12 protein-coding genes are annotated in these 22020 nt (G+C 35.4%); 1 reads left to right on the plus strand and 11 read right to left on the minus strand.

All coding sequences use genetic code 11. From position 1 onward, the window contains the following. Window positions 1–136: 136 nt before the first annotated feature. Window positions 137–1102: a hypothetical protein gene (locus G3A47_RS02735; RefSeq protein WP_166920171.1), complete on the minus strand. Its 966-nt coding sequence runs from the start codon at window positions 1100–1102 to the stop codon at window positions 137–139. A 184-nt stretch (window positions 1103–1286) separates the two neighbouring features. Here G3A47_RS02735 and G3A47_RS02740 point away from each other — a divergent pair, with 184 nt between their 5' ends. Further along, on the plus strand, window positions 1287–1646 hold the full coding sequence (locus G3A47_RS02740; protein WP_166920173.1) for a helix-turn-helix domain-containing protein: 360 nt from the start codon (window positions 1287–1289) through the stop codon (window positions 1644–1646). A 375-nt stretch (window positions 1647–2021) separates the two neighbouring features. Here G3A47_RS02740 and G3A47_RS02745 read toward each other — a convergent pair whose 3' ends face one another. From G3A47_RS02745 to G3A47_RS02790, 10 genes are all read right to left on the minus strand, one after another. Next, on the minus strand, window positions 2022–4034 hold the full coding sequence (locus G3A47_RS02745) for a M13 family metallopeptidase (protein ID WP_166920175.1): 2013 nt from the start codon (window positions 4032–4034) through the stop codon (window positions 2022–2024). A 1163-nt stretch (window positions 4035–5197) separates the two neighbouring features. After that, window positions 5198–6667 carry a serine hydrolase domain-containing protein gene (locus G3A47_RS02750; protein WP_166920177.1) on the minus strand — a complete coding sequence of 490 codons (1470 nt, stop codon included), beginning with the start codon at window positions 6665–6667 and terminating at the stop codon, window positions 5198–5200. 503 nt (window positions 6668–7170) lie between these two features. Further along, window positions 7171–7503 carry a DUF4870 domain-containing protein gene (locus G3A47_RS02755; RefSeq protein WP_166920179.1) on the minus strand — a complete coding sequence of 111 codons (333 nt, stop codon included), beginning with the start codon at window positions 7501–7503 and terminating at the stop codon, window positions 7171–7173. Window positions 7504–7561: 58 nt separating this feature from the next. Further along, a complete protein-coding gene (locus tag G3A47_RS02760) occupies window positions 7562–9490 on the minus strand; it encodes an OmpA family protein (protein ID WP_166920181.1) in 1929 nt (642 codons plus the stop codon). A gap of 11 nt (window positions 9491–9501) precedes the next feature. Further along, window positions 9502–10419 (minus strand): PorP/SprF family type IX secretion system membrane protein, encoded by a 918-nt coding sequence (locus tag G3A47_RS02765; RefSeq protein ID WP_166920183.1) that lies wholly within the window; start codon window positions 10417–10419, stop codon window positions 9502–9504. A gap of 105 nt (window positions 10420–10524) precedes the next feature. Further along, on the minus strand, window positions 10525–11781 hold the full coding sequence (locus G3A47_RS02770; protein ID WP_166920185.1) for a gliding motility-associated C-terminal domain-containing protein: 1257 nt from the start codon (window positions 11779–11781) through the stop codon (window positions 10525–10527). 66 nt (window positions 11782–11847) lie between these two features. Next, window positions 11848–13389: a hypothetical protein gene (locus G3A47_RS02775; RefSeq protein WP_166920187.1), complete on the minus strand. Its 1542-nt coding sequence runs from the start codon at window positions 13387–13389 to the stop codon at window positions 11848–11850. Window positions 13390–13391: 2 nt separating this feature from the next. After that, on the minus strand, window positions 13392–18908 hold the full coding sequence (locus G3A47_RS02780; RefSeq protein WP_166920189.1) for a beta strand repeat-containing protein: 5517 nt from the start codon (window positions 18906–18908) through the stop codon (window positions 13392–13394). A 409-nt stretch (window positions 18909–19317) separates the two neighbouring features. Then, window positions 19318–19698, minus strand: a complete 381-nt coding sequence (locus tag G3A47_RS02785) for a YegP family protein (protein ID WP_166920191.1) — start codon at window positions 19696–19698, stop codon at window positions 19318–19320. Between the two features lie 55 nt (window positions 19699–19753). After that, window positions 19754–21268, minus strand: coding sequence for a PAS domain-containing sensor histidine kinase (locus tag G3A47_RS02790; protein ID WP_166920193.1), 1515 nt, complete (start codon window positions 21266–21268; stop codon window positions 19754–19756). Window positions 21269–22020: the final 752 nt, after the last annotated feature.

A 22020-nucleotide genomic window follows, 5' to 3' on the forward strand; every position in this document is an offset into this window, starting at 1 on the left:
AGAATTACCTGCTTCAGACTACAAACGAAAAAAGCTTCAGATTTCTCTGAAGCTTTTTTCGTTTATTTTAATTTTATAAAACATCTAATCTGAAACACTTCTTTTTCTCAATTTCTTTATTTCAGAGAAAAGATAGCTATCGAGTATAATTTAAATCACAATTTAATACATACCCGGCACCAGAAAAAGTCCCTTTGATATAACCTCCTTCTGTCTGATATGCAGTCCATTTTTGACCATCGACATTTCTAAGTGTACTACCGGTACCTGAAGGATATTGCAGAATAAAGGCAAAATCTGCTAATGGATTATCTCCACTTTGTGAAAACCCCGCTATAGAGTTTTCTGTTACTGTATAAGTAGTCGGGGTTGCTACATGCCCTTGAAGAGGATCCATATAATATGCTTTAAATTCAGTAAAATATCTAAAAAAAGTACGGCCAAAAGTATCTTTATGCTTTTGCCTTCCAGCTACATAAACAACTTGAAAACGCCAATCTGGCGAAAGTGCTGCTTGGCCTTCCTTGACTAATTCATCATTCAAATATCTTCCTGTCTGGCTTCCGTTTTCTGATTTTTTTAAATCAACAATTTGTCCATTAATTAAAATTTTCCCATTTTCATTTATTACATTAGATGTTTCATTTTTAAAAATAGTTGTAACTTCAAATTTATCTCGGGTTAAGAATTCTTTATGTGCAGTAAATAATTCATTTGATTTAAGTGGATTAATAAGTTTCAAAGAATTTATTTCATCCGCAATACTTTGTATACTAACAAAATTAAGTTTTTTTCTTAACGAGTAAATATCATTTATACGATCAGTATGATACTTTTTCAGATTGATTAATATTGAACCTCCTGATTTATCTATTTTGTTGGAATATCCTACAGAAGTATACTTACTTGCCGTATTTGTCTCCATTTCTCTTTTAAGTAAAGATATTTCGCCTATCTTTTCATCCATTTTTTCATATGAAACGAAATTAAGAATTTCTCTTTTTTCGCTTCCCGCTTGCTTTTTTTCTACAGCTGTTTCGTCTTCGCTACAAGAGATAAATGCCATGCAAATCATAGCAACTACTAAATAAGTTTTTTTCATTATATCAGGTTTTAAGTATTACTTCTTTGACGTTTATATAGTGACAGTTGAAAATATCAGAAATCACTTTTGATAAAAAGTAATACAAATAAATGTGTTTTTTTGAGTTTATTCTTTAAATTTTACTTTTAATTAATTAAAACTAAAGTTTTTTTGTAATACATTGCTGTCAAATAAATAAACTATGACTTTAGGAACTAAATTGCTGAAATTAAGAATGAACAAAAAAATATCCCAAAAAAAAATTTCACATATTTTAGAAGTCTCTCAAACAATATATGGGAAATGGGAAAGTGATATTTTCTATCCGACTTATAAAAATTTAAAAAAAATTGCCGCTTTTTATAATATGGATGTAGAAAGCCTGACTACAAACAATGTGAATAATAGCACCAATAATTTCAATAATCAGATTTCAAATTTTCCATCATCAAAAAAAATAATAACGTTGCTGGAGAAAATTGAAATACTAATATTTGAAGTTAGAAAAGAAACGGAAATTTTAGAACAAAAAATAGAAATTAATTCAAGTTGTAAAATGTAAACCGTAAGTCTGAAAGGTCTTGCGGTTTGTTTAATTGCTACTCATACTTACAAGACACTATCATATCTGTAAGCGATTGGCTACTATAAACAAAACTTATCCGTTAGCGCAGATTTGTAATCTGTTCCCGTAAAGATTAGTAATTTCAAAATCTCTTAAAAACATAAAAAACTGTGCTTTTAAAATTCAAATATTACAAAAATTTTTGTGGGCACAGATTACAAATCACAAGTGTTCGAAACCTAAATATCGGTCAGAACAAACAAAAAAAGCCGTCTCAGTTCTAATTCTTTAAGACGGCTTTTTAATGATTCTGCGTATTCTTTTTTTACATTTCCGCAGCTTTTCACAACAACACTATGGAAATCTAATATATTACCAAATTGTAATTCTATCTTTCTTTGGTAAAAACATTTTATCTCCTGGTTGTACATTAAAGGCTTCGTAAAAAGGTGTCGTATTCATTAGTGGACCATTAACACGCCAATTTGGTGGAGAATGCGGATTATTGTTTATCCACAAACGCAGGAACTCGTCTTTCATTTTTACTCTCCATATTTTAGCTATAGAGATAAAAAAGCGTTGGTCCGGGGTAAAACCGTCAATTTTTGTATTTCCTTGTCCTTCTTTGGTCATTTTAAAAGCATCATAGGCAACTGCTATTCCGGCAATATCTGCTGTGTTTTCACCAACTGTCATTGCGCCATTAATGTGCAGATCACCTAAAACGGTAAAGGTACTGTACAAATTGGTAACCTGTTGTATTCTTGACTTAAACTGTGCATAGTCCTCTTTTGTCCACCAGTTTTTTAAGTTGCCATCTTTATCATATTGAGCACCTTGATCATCAAAAGTATGGGTTATTTCGTGACCGATAACCATTCCTATACCTCCATAATTAAGCGCATCATCTGCATTATTATCAAAATATGGGGGTTGTAAAATACCCGCAGGAAAAACAATTTCATTTGCTGTAGGGTTATTATATGCCGTAACGGTTGGAACTGTAGTATACCATTCTGATTTATCGACCGGTTTACCCAATTTTGCCAATTGAAATTGGTATGCGGCTGTAGCGGCCGAAACCATATTCTCAAAATAGGTATTTCTGGCTATGTGTACATTCTTATAGTCTTTCCATTTATCCGGATATCCTATTTTCTTAGTAATTGCAAACAATTTTTCTTTGGCTTTTTGTTTCGTACCGGGACTCATCCATTCCAGTTTATCAATTCTTTTGGCATAGGCTTTTTGCAGATTATTCACGAGGATTAACATTCGTTTTTTAGCATCTTCCGAAAAATATTTCTTTACATACAATTCACCCAACGCTTCGCCTAAGTAATTGTCAACGACATTAGCCATTTTTTCGCCACGAGATTTTTGAACAGCCTGACCCGAAAGCACTTTGGTATACTCAAATGAAGCATCTACAAAAGGTTTGCTTAAATCGTCTGCATATCTTTTTATAGAATTTGCCTTCAGGTAAATTTTCCAATTATTAATCGGTATGGTTTTTAAGAGTTTATTTAGGGCATCATAATAAGCAGGTTGAGATACATTAATAGAATCGGTTTTAGCACCTAATTTATTCAAAAAAGTATTCCAGTCTATGTTGGGATGTCTTTTTACAAGATCAGTTACAGCCGTTTTATTATAATTTGCCTGCACATCCCGAAGTTCAACTTTTGTTTTATGCGAGGTGGCGAGTTGTTTGTCAATATCGTAAACCAAATTAGCATTCTTTTTAGCCTCTATGGCATTGCTACCGGTTTGTTGAAATAATGTCGTAAGGTATTTTTTGTACGATTCCTGTATGGCAACAGTTGATGAATCTGATTTGAAATAATAGTCCCTGTCTGGCAAACCAATACCCGTTTGATAGATTAGAGCAATGTTCATACTGCTGTTTTTTTCATCGGATGACACTCCAAAACCTATGATAGAGGAATTGTCCACTTTTACTTCGTTAACTACAAAGTTCATTAAGGACTTTAAATCGCTAATTGCCTCAATTTTGGTAAGCAAAGGTTTGATAGGTGCATAACCGCGTTTGTCAATGGTTACAGTATCCATACCTGATGCATAGAAATCACCTACCTTTTGCGCTATACTTCCTGCCGGATTCTTGCTTTGCGAAATACTGTCCAATATTCCTTGAAGACGTATTCGTTGTGGGTAATTCATAAACATATAAACACCAACTCCGGCTTGAGATGCAGGTATTGACACAGAATCATACCATTTGCCATTTACATATTTAAAAAAATCATTCCCAGGTCGTAATGTGGAATCTATTCCGGTGATAGCAGTATTCTTTTTTCCTTCCTGTTTTGAACACGCTGTAAAAGCTAAGAATGCAATGAAGAGTATTAATATTTTTTTCATAAGCTGGACTATTTCTATTAAAATGAACTGAAAAACGTTTAAAGACAACTATTTTAAAATGTACATGCTTGGTATAGCTAATTTTAGCAGAACAATATACGAATTCAGTTTTTAATTTTAACATTTTTGTTAGAATTACTGCTTATAAAAATCAGAAATATTAGCGGTTATTTGTTGTTGATGTAATAACTACTTCTGTTACTAAGACAAATCTTTAGAGAGGTCTGAGGCTTTTTTGCTTTATATTTACTTTTTTTAATTCTCTTTGTGGGCGCTATCGGGAGTATTTCATTCTTAAACCATATTAATGAAACAACAAAAACCAAATGAAAATAAAAAATAAAGAAATTTTAAAGTTGCTATTTTTTTCAATAGCAACATCAATAGTAGTCAGATATATTTCCATATTCGTTATTTTGGAAGGTATGAAAATTACCAACAATGATTTTCATAAAAATCTAATAACCTTAAATACATATCAGCAAAAGACAGTTGAAAATCTATATCTTCAAATAGTCACTCTGTTTGTTTTACCCTATATTGCCGCAATACTATTTTATTTTTTTATAAAAATTAATCTAAGACCAAAAAATAATTTCTTAGTGTTTATATCTGCATTTACACTATTATTTTTTTCATCGTTTATTTTAATCGGTTACAGTTATAAATTTTTAAAATAAATCCCTGACAACCAGAATATTCACTTAAAGTTACTACAATAAATATCTCTGGCTTTAAACTCTAAAAATAATATTCCATCTATAAAAATAATACTCATGGGTTTACAGTAGCACATAGACGAAGTAAATCGTACACTAAGCTCCGTAAAAAAATTCCCAATCTTTGTCGAATTACTGGTGTGATTTCTCCTTCGTCGAAATGACAGCAAAACGTTCGTGATTTCTCCTTGCGTCGAAATGACATGCAAACCCCGCTCCACAAAAAGTCCTTCACAATAAGCAAATTCCTTTTCCAAATCATGACTTGTGTTACTAGCTGGGATCATCACACAAAAAAAGGAGCAGAAAAATTTGGTCCCCACTCCTTTTCATCAACAATTAAATCTTAAAAGACTCTATCGGTACTCTCCAATCAAAAAATTGCAGTGCTGATTGTCATTACAACCTTAGCTTACAAGTCTATACTTCCAAAGCTGACAACTGTTATTTCCCTTTTTTAACTAATTCTACTTTAGCACTCAAGCTACCTCTTGTTAAGATTACAACGGTTGGTTTTCCTTCACTGAAATCGAATTTTAAGCCGTTAGGATAATCTGTAATCTTAAATGATCCATCTTTTAGATAGCACAACTCATTATCATTTTTTCCTTTAAAAAATTCCAGAAGTTGAGATTCAACATACAGACGATTATTCCTTTCTACAATTTTAGTTTCCATTTCCTGTCCGTAAAGGAAATCGTCATAAGTCCCGATTAGTTTTTCTTTTAAAATTGCCGGTATTTCCTGAGTGTCTTCATTAGCTATTTTGTTGTCCCAATTCATCAATGTCAGAATCTTTTCTCGCGTATGGTTCATTACAGGAAAACGATTTGGTTTTTCGCCGTTGGCAAGATAGATAATACCATTTCCATCTGTCATAGTAGCAAGGACATTACCTCCAACTCCGGTATTAGAGCCATTACAGGAAAACCAATCGTAGTTGTTGTACCCAAACGTTTTTTGCCAGCCATAACTCCAACCTCCAACGGCATTTTTTAAAGCAGTAACTTCCGTTACTTTTTTTGCAAGGTTATGAGAAAACACTTTGTTGTTTTTATTGCGCAGGGCATTTTGCATTTCAATAGCAAGTTTAGCCAAATCTGTCGGTGTCGACCACATCCCGGAAGGCGCAACCTGTGGTGTGATAGGCAATCCTGTTCTGATCACTTTTCCGTCTTTATCATGAACTAAAGCCACATTGGATAGAAATCCCTTTTCATTGGGCTGAATCATAGTAGTGTTTTTCATATCAAGTGGAGAAAAAATATACTCTTGTGCCAGTGCTGCAATAGATTTATTAAAAGTATCTTCTAATGCCATTTGAATAATTACATAACCGCCACCGCTATATTGCCAATTGGTTCCCGGCGTAAACAAGAAGTCGATTTCTTTATCATATCTTGGTATTTGCCCTAAAAGACTTTGTTTTATTGTCGGAATCGTATCTCCTTCATAATAATCTTCAAATCCTCCTTGAGTGGTACCAGCGGTATGGTTTAGGAGTTGTTTCCAAGTTGGACTATTGTTTTCAATAAACTTACTTTTTGGTAAATGCCAACGTTTTAAATATTGGTCTATTGGATCATCTAAATTTATTAATCCTTTTTCTTCAAGCATAAAACAAAGAATTGCCGTTATTGGTTTTGAAATTGATGCGGTAGAAAAAGCAGTGCTCTGATCGATCTTTTCTTTAGAATTTGCTGATTTCACTCCAAATTGATTGGAATATACAATTTTGTAGTTTTCAAAAACAACAAGGCTAAATCCCGGTAGTTTATGCTTTTCTAATTGTTGTTCTATATTTAAACTGTCAGTAAGAAAACTATAGTCTCTTTGGCTTGTCAGTACTTTATTGCTTGTTTGACAACTTGAAATTAGTACTGTAAAAATTAATAAATAGATAGTGGTTTTCATTGTATCGTGTTTTAGGTTAAAACTTATTTCGATACAAATATGCGAATGACACAAACCCTATGCGACCGAATAAAAACACTCGAACGCATTTGTTATGAAAAATAAGTACGAGTAATAAAAACAACGCGTACGAGTAATTACAAATTACTACATTACAAATACTTAACACACTAAAAATATATTTCCTGTGCGCTTTTCAAACTGCACCAAACTTATTTTTATTAAAAAAAAGAGACCGCTATTAAACGGTCTCAACAAAGTAAAATTAGTTAGAAGTAATCCATTGAGTACAATTCTTAAAATTATACCTAACACATAGAAACATAAATTTTATCTAAAAAAGAACGCAAAAGAAAAACTCATTTCTATTACATAGATAAACTACCAGGTCTTCGACTTCGCCCAGACTGACAATTTAAATTTTAAATAAGTGAATCGTCTTTTTACAGTTTCAAAACTATGTTTCTATGTGTTAAAAACAAGTGCTTCTAATGGATTTAGAATTAATATTTTATAAAATGAAATCTATCAACAAACATAAGTCCAATAAAAGGTATTGGTTTTCTTTTTTGGTTTATCGCATTTAATACGCCAAAAATCAAAACGATTAGGATCCCTGCACTTAATATAGTAAAAATCGTTGAAATTAAAGGATCTATCGGAATTATTGGAATGAACATAAGCCCTAATGCCACACCCAAAATCCCCAATCCAAAAGACTGTTTTAAATGGTACTGTGCAAATGAGGATCTTCCTCCATTGTGGTAAATAATAAAAGATATTAACCAGCCTACGATAGTCAGGTAGCTGATAAGTGAAATCGTTTTTTTGTTCATTTTGGTTTTCTTTTGGATTAATTATTTGTTCTTTTCTACAAGTGACTTGCAAAAAAAATTACATAGAAGTAATAATAAATTCACTTCTTCTGTTTGCCTGGTGCTCCTCCTCGGTACATTTTACACCATCTGAGCAACGGTTAATTAGCTGGGTTTCTCCGTAACCTTTGCCTGTTAGTCTTTTTGCAGAAATACCATTCTTAACCAACCACTGTAGCGTAGATTGAGCTCTTCTATTAGATAATCTTTCATTATACTCGTGCGTTTGTCTGCTATCGGTATGCGAACGAATGTCCAGAGTCATTGTCGGATACTGCTTTAATACATCTAATATTTTTTCTAAGTCTAAAGCCGCTTCTGTACGAATGTCAGCTTTATCCAAATCAAAATAAATCATTTTGATACCAAAACATTTCCCTAAATCATCTCCTACCGCTACTTGACAAGTTGTCTTATCTAAAGCAATTGGCAAATCTGTTTTACCATTTTGTGATGCAATAGTGATACTGACTTCCTTGGTTGTATAATCTGTTTTCTCAGCTCTTACCTGATACATTTTAGCACATTCTACAGGAAAACTATAATATCCGTTTGGGTCAGATATAGTAATGCTTATTAAAACCTGTTCTTTAGTATACAAAGAAACTTTTGCTCCATTAAGAATAGCACCCGTCTGGCTATCCGAGATTATACCGCTTAATTCCTGAATGCATTGAAGTTTTCTGGTTTCTAAAAACTTGTAAATATCGTCAGATCCCATACCTCCCTCTTTATTTGAAGAAAAAAAGCCTCTTCTTGATGCCGTATCAATTACATAGGCGAAATCATCTGCGGGTGAATTGACATCTGCTCCTACATTTTGAATATTATTAACACCGTTCTCCTCTATTTTGCCCACAAAAACATCTAAACCTCCAAGCCCGGGATGCCCGTCTGAAGCAAAATAAATTTCATTTTCGGCAGTAATAAACGGAAAGGTTTCTTTTCCTTCTGTATTAATTGTTGGCCCCAAATTTTCGGGAGTTCCATACCCACGACCATTATTATTGATGCTGACTTTATAAATATCAGACTGTCCGATTGTACCCGGCATATCAGAAGCAAAATACAATGTTTTCTCGTCGGGACTTAGTGCGGGATGCGCTGTGCTGTAAGTATCACTATTAAATGGCAGCTCTGTTATGTTGTCCCACTTTTCATTTTCAAACTCCGCTTTATAAATTTTAACTAAAGTAGTTTTGTTACCATCTTTTCCTTTTTTACCATCAATAAAGTTATTTCGCGTAAAGTACATTGTCTTTCCGTCTTTTGTAACTATTGGAGTCGATTCGTTAAATTTAGAATTGATTTTAGATTTGATCTTTTTGGGTTTGTTGGGAACGAAATCCTGATCTAATTCAGACTCATAAAGATTGGTAAAATGTTCTCCTGTCCATTTATGGATTCGTTTTGTGAAATTACCTGTATCTCTTGCCGAAGTAAAAACGATTTTATTCTGATAAAATGAAGTTCCATAGTCCGAGAATTTACTGTTTATTCCTGCATCTTCAATCTTGTAACGACCTGAATTTGCTTTGATTTCTTCGAGGTAATTTCGATCAGATACATAAAGTCGGGCTCTTGAATCATTTTTAGTTTTTTGATTAAATAGATCCAGAATTTGATTGGCTTTTACTAAATCTCCTGTTGATTTTAATGCTTGTGCATACCTGTAATAATATTCGGAATCTTGTTCTTTATTCATAGCAAATAACTCTCCATACCATTTTGCCGCCTGATCAAATTTAGAGTTGAAGTAAAAGGAATTCCCCAATTTTCTGAACATATCTTCAGATTTGTATCCCTTTTCAGCTATCCTCTCATAGGTTTGAATAGCATCTATATACGCATAATTGTTGTATTTTTTATCTGCAGATGATGTTTTCTGTGAATAGCCATTAAATGAAAACACACTTATTAGTATGCTAAAGAGTATATATTTTTTCATCATCAATATTTTTAGAAGAAACGAGGAGTTGTAATTTTACCGTAGTTTTTTAAGAATTCGTATCTCAGAAATATTTCGTGAGATCCTGAATTATATTGTCTTAGGCGAGTAGTTTCGTGATCATAACTGTACCCCATATAAAGACCATCTGTTATTTGAAATCCAACTGTCGCGCTTAAGGCAGCACTCCATCTGTAAGAAACACCAACAACAAATTTATCATTAAACATAAAGTTAGCTGAAGCATCTACCTGCAATGGCGCCCCCTCAACCATTTTAGCAAGTACCGCAGGCTTAAACTTGAGGTATTGATAATGGTCTAAATTGAATACATAACCCGCAATTAAATAATAGTTGATTTTGTCTCTATAAATAGCGATATCATCACCATTAACCCGATTGGTTTCGATAAAATTTGGAACCGACAGCCCTACATAGGCTTTATCAGAATGCAAATAAATCCCCGCTCCTATATTTGGAGAAAATTTATTACGCAGGTCTTGAAATTGAGGGTCACCCTGATTTTCCGGATTTAATTTATTCATATCTAAATTGAATAAATTGGCCGTTCCTTTAATACCAAATGAAAGTTTATATTCTGCCGATGTTTGGATGGTATAGGAAAGATCTGCTGAGAAATTATTTTCATTTGTTGGACCAATTTTATCATTTACCAATGAAACACCGATTCCTAAATTACTGCCGTTTATTGGTGTGTTAACAGAAAAACTGCTTGTTTCCGGTGCTCCGTCAAGTCCAACCCATTGCGTTCTATAGAGACCAAAAACACTTAATGCTCCTCTTGATCCCGCATAAGCAGGGTTAATAGTTATCGTATTGTACATGTATTGTGTGAACTGAGCATCTTGTTGTGCAGAACACAAATACCCTGTAAGAAATATAAATAGGGTCAAAAAATTTATTCTCATGTTTATATTTTTAATTATAAATAATCGACAGCATGTTGGAAAAAAATCGTTTTTATGCTGTTTTATTTTTAGGTTATTCTTAAAATTAAAGCCCTCCTAAAAAGATTAATCCCTGCTTAAATACAGGTACCCGGATTTTTTTACCGTCTGAGTTTTAGTTCCCGGATATTTGAAGTTTAAAATGTAAAAATAAGTTCCGCTTGGTAGCATTTTGTCTTTTGAAACCGTCACCCTGCCTTCAGAATAACCTCTGAAAACATTTCCCTTAGAATCATAATTACTGGTTTCAAAAACCTTTACTCCCCATCGGTTATAGATTTCCACTGTGTTATCTGCCGAACATTCTGTTAAACCGTCGATTTTGAAGTAATCGTTTTTATCGTCTCCATTTGGAGATACGGCGTTGTAAACTGTTAAAGTGGTACAGGCCAATACAATTCCGTCATCAACTCTTGCCGTCGTAAATACTCCATATCCCGCAACATTTACAGGTGTAGTGACTGTTTTTCTATTGCTGTCTACAACACCTCCTTCATCAATCCAAAGTTGCTGCTTATCATCCCAGCGTACTATATGTATCGAACTTTGCGGCGATACCAGCACGTCTGCCGGAGTAGTTGATGTTTCATCCCAGCTTAGAGTCAGCATTACATCGGAACTTCCACCGGTTTTATCCAGTGTCCAGTATTCCTGATTGTTTATGAGCTTTATTTCAGCTGCTTTTTGGCTGTGTGAATATAATGCATCCGAATTTTCATAAAAGTATTTCCCCGTAAAACTGCTCAATACCTCAGTTGGTGCTGAAATCCCTGCAAATCGGTATTTGTTTTGATCTCCAATAGGATAGATAAAATCTTCTTTCCCATTCTTTTTCACTTTTCCGTCAGCATGACTGTTATCGCTTACATTAACTGCTTTAGAGCCACTTTCGAAAACTAACAAACCGCCGAAATTATCATTATCTATAATTCCGTTTTGAAAATCAGCTGTACCGTTAATAGTCACTTCGTTAGAAAGATGAAACGCAGGTTGTATAGTACCGTTTTTAAACTCAACATGATTCCATTGCATTGGTAATGTTCCTGATATTTGTTGAGCCCCGGTTATTCCGTTCATTCGTGTTATTCCCGTCTGTGTGCCAGGAGAAAAAGTTACCAGTCCATCATTATTGTAATGACTGTATAAATAAAACTCCCCATCATTAAAAAGGTTACCACTACTTTGATTATCCATCGCACCAACAGTAGACATAATGGTTCCTGAAGTAATATACAGGTCTCCAACATTTACTGTTTGTGCTGCTACTATTCCACTACCGAATAACAAAAGAGTTCCTAAAATATTTTGCTTTTTAAATTTCATATGCTTTGTTTTTTAGTCCGATTTTATAACTAAACGTTTGAGATGAAACATCTAAAAATCTTTTTTTTAATATTTAGCATTAATCTTTGACGGCAGCATTGGATTAGTGATTACCTGACATTTTTTCACATCAACAGAAATCACTGCTTTTGTTGAACGAAATCCCTCATCTCCATAAGGCTGAAAAGTTCCTGCCGGATATGTTTTACCTTTTATATTGTAGGAGATTTCAGCCTTACCTGTAAATCCTTGTACCGGTTTAAAGGTTACAATTCCGGAAGTCGAGTTGTATGAAAAAGTCCCTTGACTATTGGTAACCAAAAAAGGATTACTCGCTGTGGTTCCGTCACTATTAAGAAATCGAAATTGGCTGAAATCAATATTGCTGGATGATGCTGTTGGTGTTCCAAAAGTTGGTCCGCTGTACGCAACATCATTTTCATAAGGATTAATAGTAACCGAATTGTTTTTACAAATTGTTGCGTTATCCGGTAAAGCTTCAGCAGCATAAGGCAAAATTACCTGCAAGCCCCATATTTTATGTACATCATTTAGACCTCCTGTAGAAGCTCCGAAACCAACTTTAAAACTGTTAGGAATAGTCGTATTTAAAGTATGAGTTGTTGTATTTCCCTCAGCGTTCGCTGTATTGAAATCTGTAACAAGAGGATTTGAATTTTCAGTATAAACAATCGTTGGCTGATACCAATAATTATCAATTATCGTTGTAACGGTATTTTGATGCTGTATTTTTACGGTAACATTATAACCTCCAAGGGCATTTGGAAAAAGATCAATAAATGCTTTTCGATAGGCACTATTATTAGGATCCGTAGTAAAAGCCCCTGATCGAAGATTAAAATTATCTGCGATACCCTTACTAAAAGTATATCCTCCCAAAGCAGTAAGCGTTCCTCCTCCGTTTGATGTTGCTAATGGAGTCAAAGTACTTTGTGTTTTAAGTACTGGGAATCCGGAGAATCCTGCCGACTTACCATTAGAATCTAAAAACCCTCCTGCAGCTCCTCTTAATGTAACGTGGCTGGATCCTGAATTTGCCCAACCTCCTGAAGGGGCATCAATTCCGTTAACCCTTGCATCGGTCTGAAAGGGGCTCCCTTTAAAGTTACCGTAAACATCTAACGCAATACCCAAATAGGCTCCCGAAAGACCTTGTTTTCTAAGTGAGGCATAGGTGTCATTGGCTCTTAAATAGGAATATCCCATTCCTCTACCTTTAGCTCCAATTACCGGAGTAACGGCTGCATCAAATAAAAATACACTTATACCATCTGCTCCTGTTCCTCCATAAATGGAATATTCAAATGAAATTTTTATCCCAACTGCACTATTAAATTTTTTATTATCAATAATGATAGCTCCAAACTGGCTGTTAGTTGCCGGTGTTAATTCTACTCCTGTTGTTGTAAATACAGCTGCATTTGTCCCTGAACCTGTTGGCAATATTACTTCTGCTGGTTTGGTAGTAGAAGTAAAACTTTGACTGTATGGAAAATCACCATATAATTGTGCACTTACTGTCTGAATAAACAGTAGAGGCAATAAAAAGGTTAGTTTCGAACAGACTTTCAATACTATATTTTTCATATTTAGTCTTTTACTTTAAATACAATATTCATAAACGAAGCTTCCGTAGGAACGGCAGTAGATTTAACTGTGTACGTAATTACCCCGGCTGCTGAAACAGTTACGGTATTGAATACATTTGTATCAAAATAAGTTACAAAATAATCTAAATCAGCTGCCGACAGTACCGGTAATGATGATGATGAATTACTTCTGGCCTGCCCTGCTGCAGCGTTAAATCCGAATTGTTGTGTGTAAAAAGTATAAATATTTAAAGTCTGAGATCCTGCTAATACAACTCCTGACGAATTGTGAGTTGGAACTACAACAGATGGTGCATAAAAGAATTTTGGCATTGCTGCTTTTACTTGTTTTAGCATACCCGTTGATGGATCAGCCACTACAATACGATCTGCTGTTGATGTATAAGTACTTCCATTAAAAATGTTGGTGTTATTACCCGTTTGCAAACCTGCTACTGCCAACGTATTGGCAGCGGTTGTAGTAACAGTTGTTGCTTTGATTAATGACCCGCCCAATTGTACATTACCACTAGTCATTGTTAAACCATTGTCTGCTGTTATCAAACTAGTGATTGCCGGAGCCAAATCTAAAGCTGTACCTGAGATTCCATTTACAGTTGTTGTTAGTTTAGTTCCACTCAATCCGTTTGCCACTGTATTTACTGCCGGTGCACTAACACTTACTCCATTTACAACTGAAGTAATTGTATTAACCGGATTTGAGAATGTATGAGTAGTTGCCGGTATGATCGCATTTACTACATACGGGCTTGCTGTACTTCCAGCTCCAGTTATAGAAATATTAGTACCTGCTGTAGTAACACCTCCTTGGCCTGCTGGTCCCGTTGCACCAGTTGCTCCCTGGGCACCTGTAGCTCCTGCAGGTCCTTGTGCACCTGTTAACCCAATTGGTCCCTGAGCACCAGTAGCTCCCTGAGCACCTGTTAATCCAGTTGATCCTTGCGCACCAGTAGCACCTTTTGGTCCTGTTAAGTCAGAAGTTACAAAAGTGGTTCCGTCTGTGTAAGTAATTGTAAATGTACCGTTACCGTTATTGGTTGTACTGGTAATTCCTTTTCCATCAGCTCCTTTGGCTCCCGTTGCCCCTTGTGCACCTGTTAATCCTATTGGTCCCTGAGCACCTGTAGCTCCTTGAGCGCCTGTTAATCCAGTTGGTCCTTGTGCTCCAGTATCACCTTTTGGTCCTGTTAAGTCAGAAGTTACAAAAGTGGTTCCGTCTGTGTAGGTAATTGTAAATGTACCGTTACCGTTATTGGTTGTACTGGTAATTCCTTTTCCATCAGCTCCTTTGGCTCCCGTTACCCCTTGTGCACCTGTTAATCCTATTGGTCCCTGAGCACCGGTAGCTCCTTGAGCGCCTGTTAATCCAGTTGGTCCTTGTGCTCCAGTGTCACCTTTTGGCCCTGTTAAGTCAGAAGTTACGAAAGTTGTTCCGTCTGTGTAGGTAATTGTAAATGTACCGTTACCGTTATTTACTGTGCTGGTAATTCCTTTTCCATCAGCTCCATTGGTTCCGTTAGTACCATTGGTTCCTGCAATTCCTTGTGGTCCTGTTAGGTCAGAAGTTACGAAGGTAGTTCCGTCTGTGTAAGTAATGCTAAATGTACCGTTACCATTATTGGTTGTGCTGGTAATTCCTTTTCCGTCTGCTCCGTTGGTTCCGTTAGTACCATTGGTACCTGCAGTTCCTTGTGGTCCTGTTAGATCAGAAGTTACGAAAGTGGTTCCATCTGTATAAGTAATGGTGAATGTACCGTTACCGTTATTCACCGTATTGGTAATTCCTTTTCCATCGGCTCCATTAGTACCGTTGGTACCTGCAGTTCCTTGTGGACCTGTTAAATCAGAAGTTACGAAAGTGGTTCCGTCTGTGTAAGTAATCGTAAATGTACCATTACCGTTATTCACTGTGCTGGTAATTCCTTTTCCATCGGCTCCGTCGGCTCCATTGGTTCCGTTAGTACCATTGGTACCTGCAATTCCTTGCGGTCCGGTTAAATCAGAAGTTACGAAAGTGGTTCCGTCTGTGTAGGTAATCGTAAATGTACCATTACCGTTATTCACTGTACTAGTGATTCCTTTTCCATCAGCTCCATTAGCTCCGTTAGTACCTGCAGCTCCTTGTGGTCCTGTTAGATCAGAAGTTACAAAAGTGGTTCCGTCTGTGTAAGTAATCGTAAATGTCCCGTTATCGTTATTTACTGTGCTGGTAATTCCTTTTCCGTCGGCTCCATTAGTTCCGTTAGTACCATTAGTACCTGCAGTTCCTTGTGGACCTGTTAAATCAGAAGTTACGAAAGTGGTTCCGTCTGTATAAGTAATCGTAAATGTACCGTTACCGTTATTTACTGTGCTGGTAATTCCTTTTCCATCGGCTCCGTTAGTACCATTGGTACCTGCAATTCCTTGTGGTCCTGTTAGATCAGAAGTTACGAAAGTGGTTCCATCTGTATAAGTAATGGTGAATGTACCGTTACCGTTATTTACTGTACTGGTGATTCCTTTTCCGTCTGCTCCATTGGTTCCTGCAATCCCTTGTGGTCCTGTTAGATCAGAAGTTACAAAAGTTGTTCCGTCTGTATAAGTAATGGTGAATGTACCGTTACCGTTATTTACTGTACTGGTAATTCCTTTTCCATCAACTCCATTGGTTCCATTAGTACCGTTGGTACCTGCAGTTCCTTGTGGTCCTGTTAGATCAGAAGTTACAAAAGTGGTTCCGTCTGTATAAGTAATGGTGAATGTACCGTTACCGTTATTTACTGTGCTGGTAATTCCTTTTCCATCGGCTCCATTCGTTCCGTTAGTACCATTGGTACCTGCAGTCCCTTGTGGTCCTGTTAGGTCTGAAGTTACGAAAGTAGTTCCGTCTGTGTAAGTAATGGTAAATGTACCATTACCGTTATTTACTGTGCTGGTAATTCCTTTTCCATCAGCTCCGTTAGTACCATTAGTTCCTGCAATTCCTTGTGGTCCTGTTAAATCAGAAGTTACAAAAGTGGTTCCATCTGTATAAGTAATGGTGAATGTACCGTTACCGTTATTTACTGTGCTGGTAATTCCTTTTCCGTCGGCTCCATTAGTACCATTGGTTCCTGCAATTCCTTGTGGACCTGTTAGATCAGAAGTTACGAAAGTGGTTCCGTCTGTGTAAGTAATTGTGAATGTACCGTTACCGTTATTCACTGTACTGGTAATTCCTTTTCCATCGGCTCCATTAGTTCCTGCAGTTCCTTGTGGTCCTGTTAGATCAGAAGTTACGAAAGTTGTTCCGTCTGTATAAGTAATCGTAAATGTACCGTTACCGTTATTCACTGTGCTGGTAATTCCTTTTCCATCAGCTCCATTGGTTCCGTTAGTACCATTAGTGCCTGCAGTTCCTTGTGGACCTGTTAAATCAGAAGTTACGAAGGTAGTTCCGTCTGTGTAAGTAATGGTAAATGTACCGTTACCGTTATTTACTGTGCTGGTAATTCCTTTTCCATCAGCTCCATTGGTTCCGTTAGTACCATTAGTTCCTGCAGTTCCTTGTGGCCCTGTTAAATCAGAAGTTACAAAAGTGGTTCCGTCTGTGTAAGTAATGGTGAATGTACCGTTACCGTTATTTACTGTGCTGGTAATTCCTTTTCCATCTGCTCCATTGGTTCCGTTAGTACCATTAGTTCCTGCAGTTCCTTGTGGTCCTGTTAGATCAGAAGTTACGAAAGTGGTTCCGTCTGTGTAAGTAATTGTGAATGTACCGTTACCGTTATTTACTGTACTGGTAATTCCTTTTCCATCTGCTCCATTGGTTCCGTTAGTACCATTAGTTCCTGCAGTTCCTTGTGGACCTGTTAAATCAGAAGTTACGAAAGTGGTTCCGTCTGTGTAAGTAATCGTAAATGTACCGTTACCGTTATTTACTGTGCTGCTAATTCCTTTTCCATCAGCTCCATTGGTTCCGTTAGTACCGTTGGTTCCTGCAGTTCCTTGTGGTCCTGTTAGGTCAGAAGTTACGAAAGTGGTTCCGTCTGTATAAGTAATGGTGAATGTACCATTACCGTTATTTACTGTGCTGGTAATTCCTTTTCCATCTGCTCCATTGGTTCCGTTAGTACCATTAGTTCCTGCAGTTCCTTGTGGTCCTGTTAAATCAGAAGTTACAAAAGTGGTTCCGTCTGTATAAGTAATCGTAAATGTACCGTTACCGTTATTTACTGTACTAGTGATTCCTTTTCCATCGGCTCCGTTAGTACCATTGGTACCTGCAGTTCCTTGTGGACCTGTTAAATCAGAAGTTACAAAAGTTGTTCCGTCTGTATAAGTAATGGTAAATGTACCGTTACCGTTATTCACTGTGCTGGTGATTCCTTTTCCGTCTGCTCCGTTGGTTCCGTTAGTACCATTAGTACCTGCAATTCCTTGTGGTCCTGTTAAATCAGAAGTTACGAAAGTGGTTCCGTCTGTGTAAGTAATGGTGAATGTACCATTACCGTTATTTACTGTGCTGGTAATTCCTTTTCCATCTGCTCCATTGGTTCCTGCAGTTCCTTGTGGTCCTGTTAGATCAGAAGTTACGAAAGTGGTTCCGTCTGTGTAAGTAATCGTAAATGTACCGTTACCGTTATTCACTGTGCTGGTAATTCCTTTTCCATCAGCTCCATTGGTTCCGTTAGTACCATTAGTTCCTGCAGTTCCTTGTGGTCCTGTTAGGTCAGAAGTTACGAAAGTTGTTCCGTCTGTATAAGTGATGGTAAATGTACCGTTACCGTTATTTACTGTGCTGGTAATTCCTTTTCCGTCGGCTCCATTAGTACCATTTGTTCCTGACAAACCTGTTTCTCCTTTTAATGCTGCTAAATATTCTGTAACTGTAGCAGTAGTATTGTTAGTCGTTTCTTTCCAGATTTCGAATGCTGATTTTCCATCAACTCCATTGGTTCCTGCTGTTCCATTAGTACCATTAGTACCTGGTAAACCTGTTTCTCCTTTTAATGCTGCTAAATATTCTGTAACTGTAGCAGTGGTATTGTTGGTTGTTTCTTTCCAGATTTCAAATGCTGATTTCCCATCAACTCCATTGGTTCCGTTGGTTCCAGCAATTCCTTGTGGTCCTTGTGGTCCTTGTGTTCCTGAAGCTAAATTTATGGTTACCGGTATCCCTTTTTCGTTTGTATACGTAATAGTACCGTTATTATTATCTACTAAAGTCGTAATAGTTTCAGTTTGAGCTGAACCCATTCTAAACCATTTATCAACATACCAATAGTAGTAACCTGGCATGATGTCATTAATGGTCTGTGTATTAAAAACCAAAAGACTATTTACATTTCCCTGTGTAATAGTTGTCTTATCTGTAGTACTTGTTAATGAAACTCTAGGTATAAGTATACCTTTGTTTGTAGCAGTAATGTCAAGCTGACTTGACGCGTTGGGCATTGGGGTTCCCACACCAACCTGAGCATAACTCCAAAAACTAAATCCTGTTAAAAAAAGCAGTAAGTAATAATTTTTCATACAAAATGTTTTAAAAAAAATTAATTTTAATAGAGATGGATTATCCAAATTTAAAATGAATAAATTCTCGATTCCAAGAACTTTAAGCAGCTAAGTTTGTGTTAGATTTGGGAGTCTGTAAAAAAAAGCTTTAGTAATCCTCGATAATTAATTTGACGGGCAAATGTAAAGTACTCAAAATCAAAAACATGTAGAATATCTGACGGTCGTTTGTAGAACTTGTTCTACAAAATACGCTGTTTTCATTTTTGCTAAAAGTGAATAATATGTCTTGTTAAAATGTACTAATAAGCCTCTATAATTTATAAAAGAGCATAGAATTGGTAAACCTTTACACAGGATATGACAGGATAATAGGCTTAAACATTATAAAATATAATTAGTCTCAATATTTTATCTAAGCTTATTTCTAAACCGCAATACCATAAGAAGTTGGCATGTATAACATTTTAATTGATTGTCTCGATCTGTCTTCAATTACAGCACCGGGAGCTTTTTTTCTCAGGGAATCTATTCCTTTATCACGCGAAAATCTGTCTTTAAACATTTTACTTATTCCGATAATTTTACCATTGAAGGCTTTTAGTTTAAAATACATTTCATCGTTTAAAGTGGTCTTTCTAAAAAACTTTACATCGTCCTGCGAATTACGTTTCACAGATTCAATTCCTTTCAAACACATTAATTTTCTTGTATATCCTCCACTGCTCAAAATAATCTTCCCTCTTTTATCTCTAAAATCAAATTGAAATTCTCCATTTGCCTTTTTATTAATTACAAATTTTTCCATTTTAAAATTTATTGTTTTGTAAATTGATATTATATAGATTGTTAATGATGGCCCTCTAATCGTTAAAAATGATTTTAAAAGTCGTTCCTTTTCCTACCTGGCTTTCTACGGTAACATAACCGTTCATAGATTCAATCTGATTTTTTGTAATATATAGTCCAATGCCATTTGCCCTCTCATGTTTATGAAATGTCTTGTACATTCCAAATACCAAATGGCCATATTTCTTGAGATCAATCCCCAAACCGTTATCTTTTATTGTCAATACCTTTTTCCCTTTTTCGAGGAAAAAATTAAATTCAATTATTAAAAACTTTTTCGGGTTGGCATATTTTATTGCATTTGTACATAAATTCTGCAAGACACTTTCGAGATAAGCGGGATTAAAATTAATAGTCGCTTCCTGCGGTATATTATTGATAATAGTCGCATTATTTTCATGACTGTAAGCACTTATTATATTGAGAACCCGACTTAAATAAACATTCAAATTCAATGGTTCAACAATAATGTCTGTATTGTTTTCGATGTTTACAATCTGTGATAAATCTTCAATTGTTTTATTGAGATCGTTAGAAACAGTTCTTAAATACTTCATTGTTTCCCGATTTTCAGCAAAATTTTCTTCTAAATCAATCATATCCAGCAGCAGTTTAAAATTTCCTGCATGCGAATTTAAATTGTGGGATACGATATGGGAAAAATTCAGTAATCTGCTATTTTTTTTACTGTATACTTCCATCTTTCTGATCAATTCAAGCTCTTTTTCCTTTTGAACTGAAACATCAGTATGCGTTCCTATTACTTTTAAAGGTTTTCCGTTAGTATCACGTTCTATTACTTTTCCTCTGTTAAGAACCCATTTGTACTTTTTATTTATGGTTAACACACGGTGGAAATTTTCGTAAAAAGCCGTTTTATTCTCAAAATGAGCATAAAGTCCCTCATAATATTTTTCCAGATCATCCGGGTGAATAATCTCGTTCCAACGCTCCGGAGAATCTAGAGAAGAAGAAACATCCAATTCTAATATTTTTAAAGATTGTGGCGAATAATACACTTTATTCTTCTTCAAATCCCAATCCCAAACACCTGAATTTGAAGCCTCTAAAACAAACCTAAAACGTTCCTCTGAAATTTTAAGTTGCAGTTCTTGCGCCTTTAACTCCGATACATCCGTAATTCGACCGTAAAACGAAATACTTCCATCTAAGTTCACTTCTCTCTTAGATTTTATCTGAAACCAACGCAATCCTTTCATTGGCAAATACGCCCTGAAAGTGGTATTCCATTTTTTTCCTTTTTTTATTGAATTAACTAAAGATTGTTTGACGCTACTTTTATCTTCCTGATCAATTCGGCTGTAAACAGAAAGTATGGTATTGGTGAACATTTCATCCGACAAAACTTCAAACATTTTATATGCTGCATCATTTATAAAAGGTACATCGTAATCATTGTTGGCCGATATTGTCAATACAAAAAGTGCATCCTGAATTTCATCAAACAATTTGGCTTTCAAATTATCGATGGTATTGTCTTTTGTTGGGTTATAAAAACTGAATTCCATACTCTTATTTTTTACAACTTTTTTATTAATTTAGGATATAAATGAGGTCAAAACCCGGGCGAAGTCTTTTTGTAATCTGTCGTGTTCCATAATGGAATGCTAGGGACCGCTTCTTGAAAATAAAAATGCAACTGATTTAATATTTCTGATCGGATTTTCGAAGTGTCCAATAAAAAAATACCATCCAAATCACTCAAAACTTCTACTATTCTATTATTAAAAGCGCAAACCACAAGCGGAACACCGCTACCGTATATTTTAAAAAAATCAAGCAGATTGTCTTCTGTATAAATCACAAATACTATTACAGAATAGGTATCAAATTCACCATTTAAACATTTAAAGTCTTTACAAACATCAAATGTAAATTCTCGATTAAATTTGCATTTTAAATATTTCGAAAAGCATTTTTGATTGCCGTATATGAGTGCTCTTTTCTTCATCATCTTCCATTTTACAATCAAACCTTTATTGCTAAAAGTTACTTCAGCGCTAAAAAGGTTTTGTTTTCTATAAATTATAAAGGAGAGATTCCATAAAATGCACTATACTAAATCTCAATTCAAACATTCTCTCTCCTTTTTTTTAACCCCCACGGTTTTAGTAAAAACAAAAACTTTTTTGCTGATCAGACGGCCACTTCAAAGAAAATTGACACGGCATATATAAAATCCAAAAACACATACTAAAGCCGTCTGTAACAACAAAAAATCAAATAGAAAATCATCCTTTAATAATCTTAAATTAAGTTC

The sequence above is a fragment of the Flavobacterium poyangense genome (assembly GCF_011751075.1).
In the GTDB taxonomy this organism is placed as follows: Bacteria; Bacteroidota; Bacteroidia; order Flavobacteriales; family Flavobacteriaceae; genus Flavobacterium; species Flavobacterium poyangense.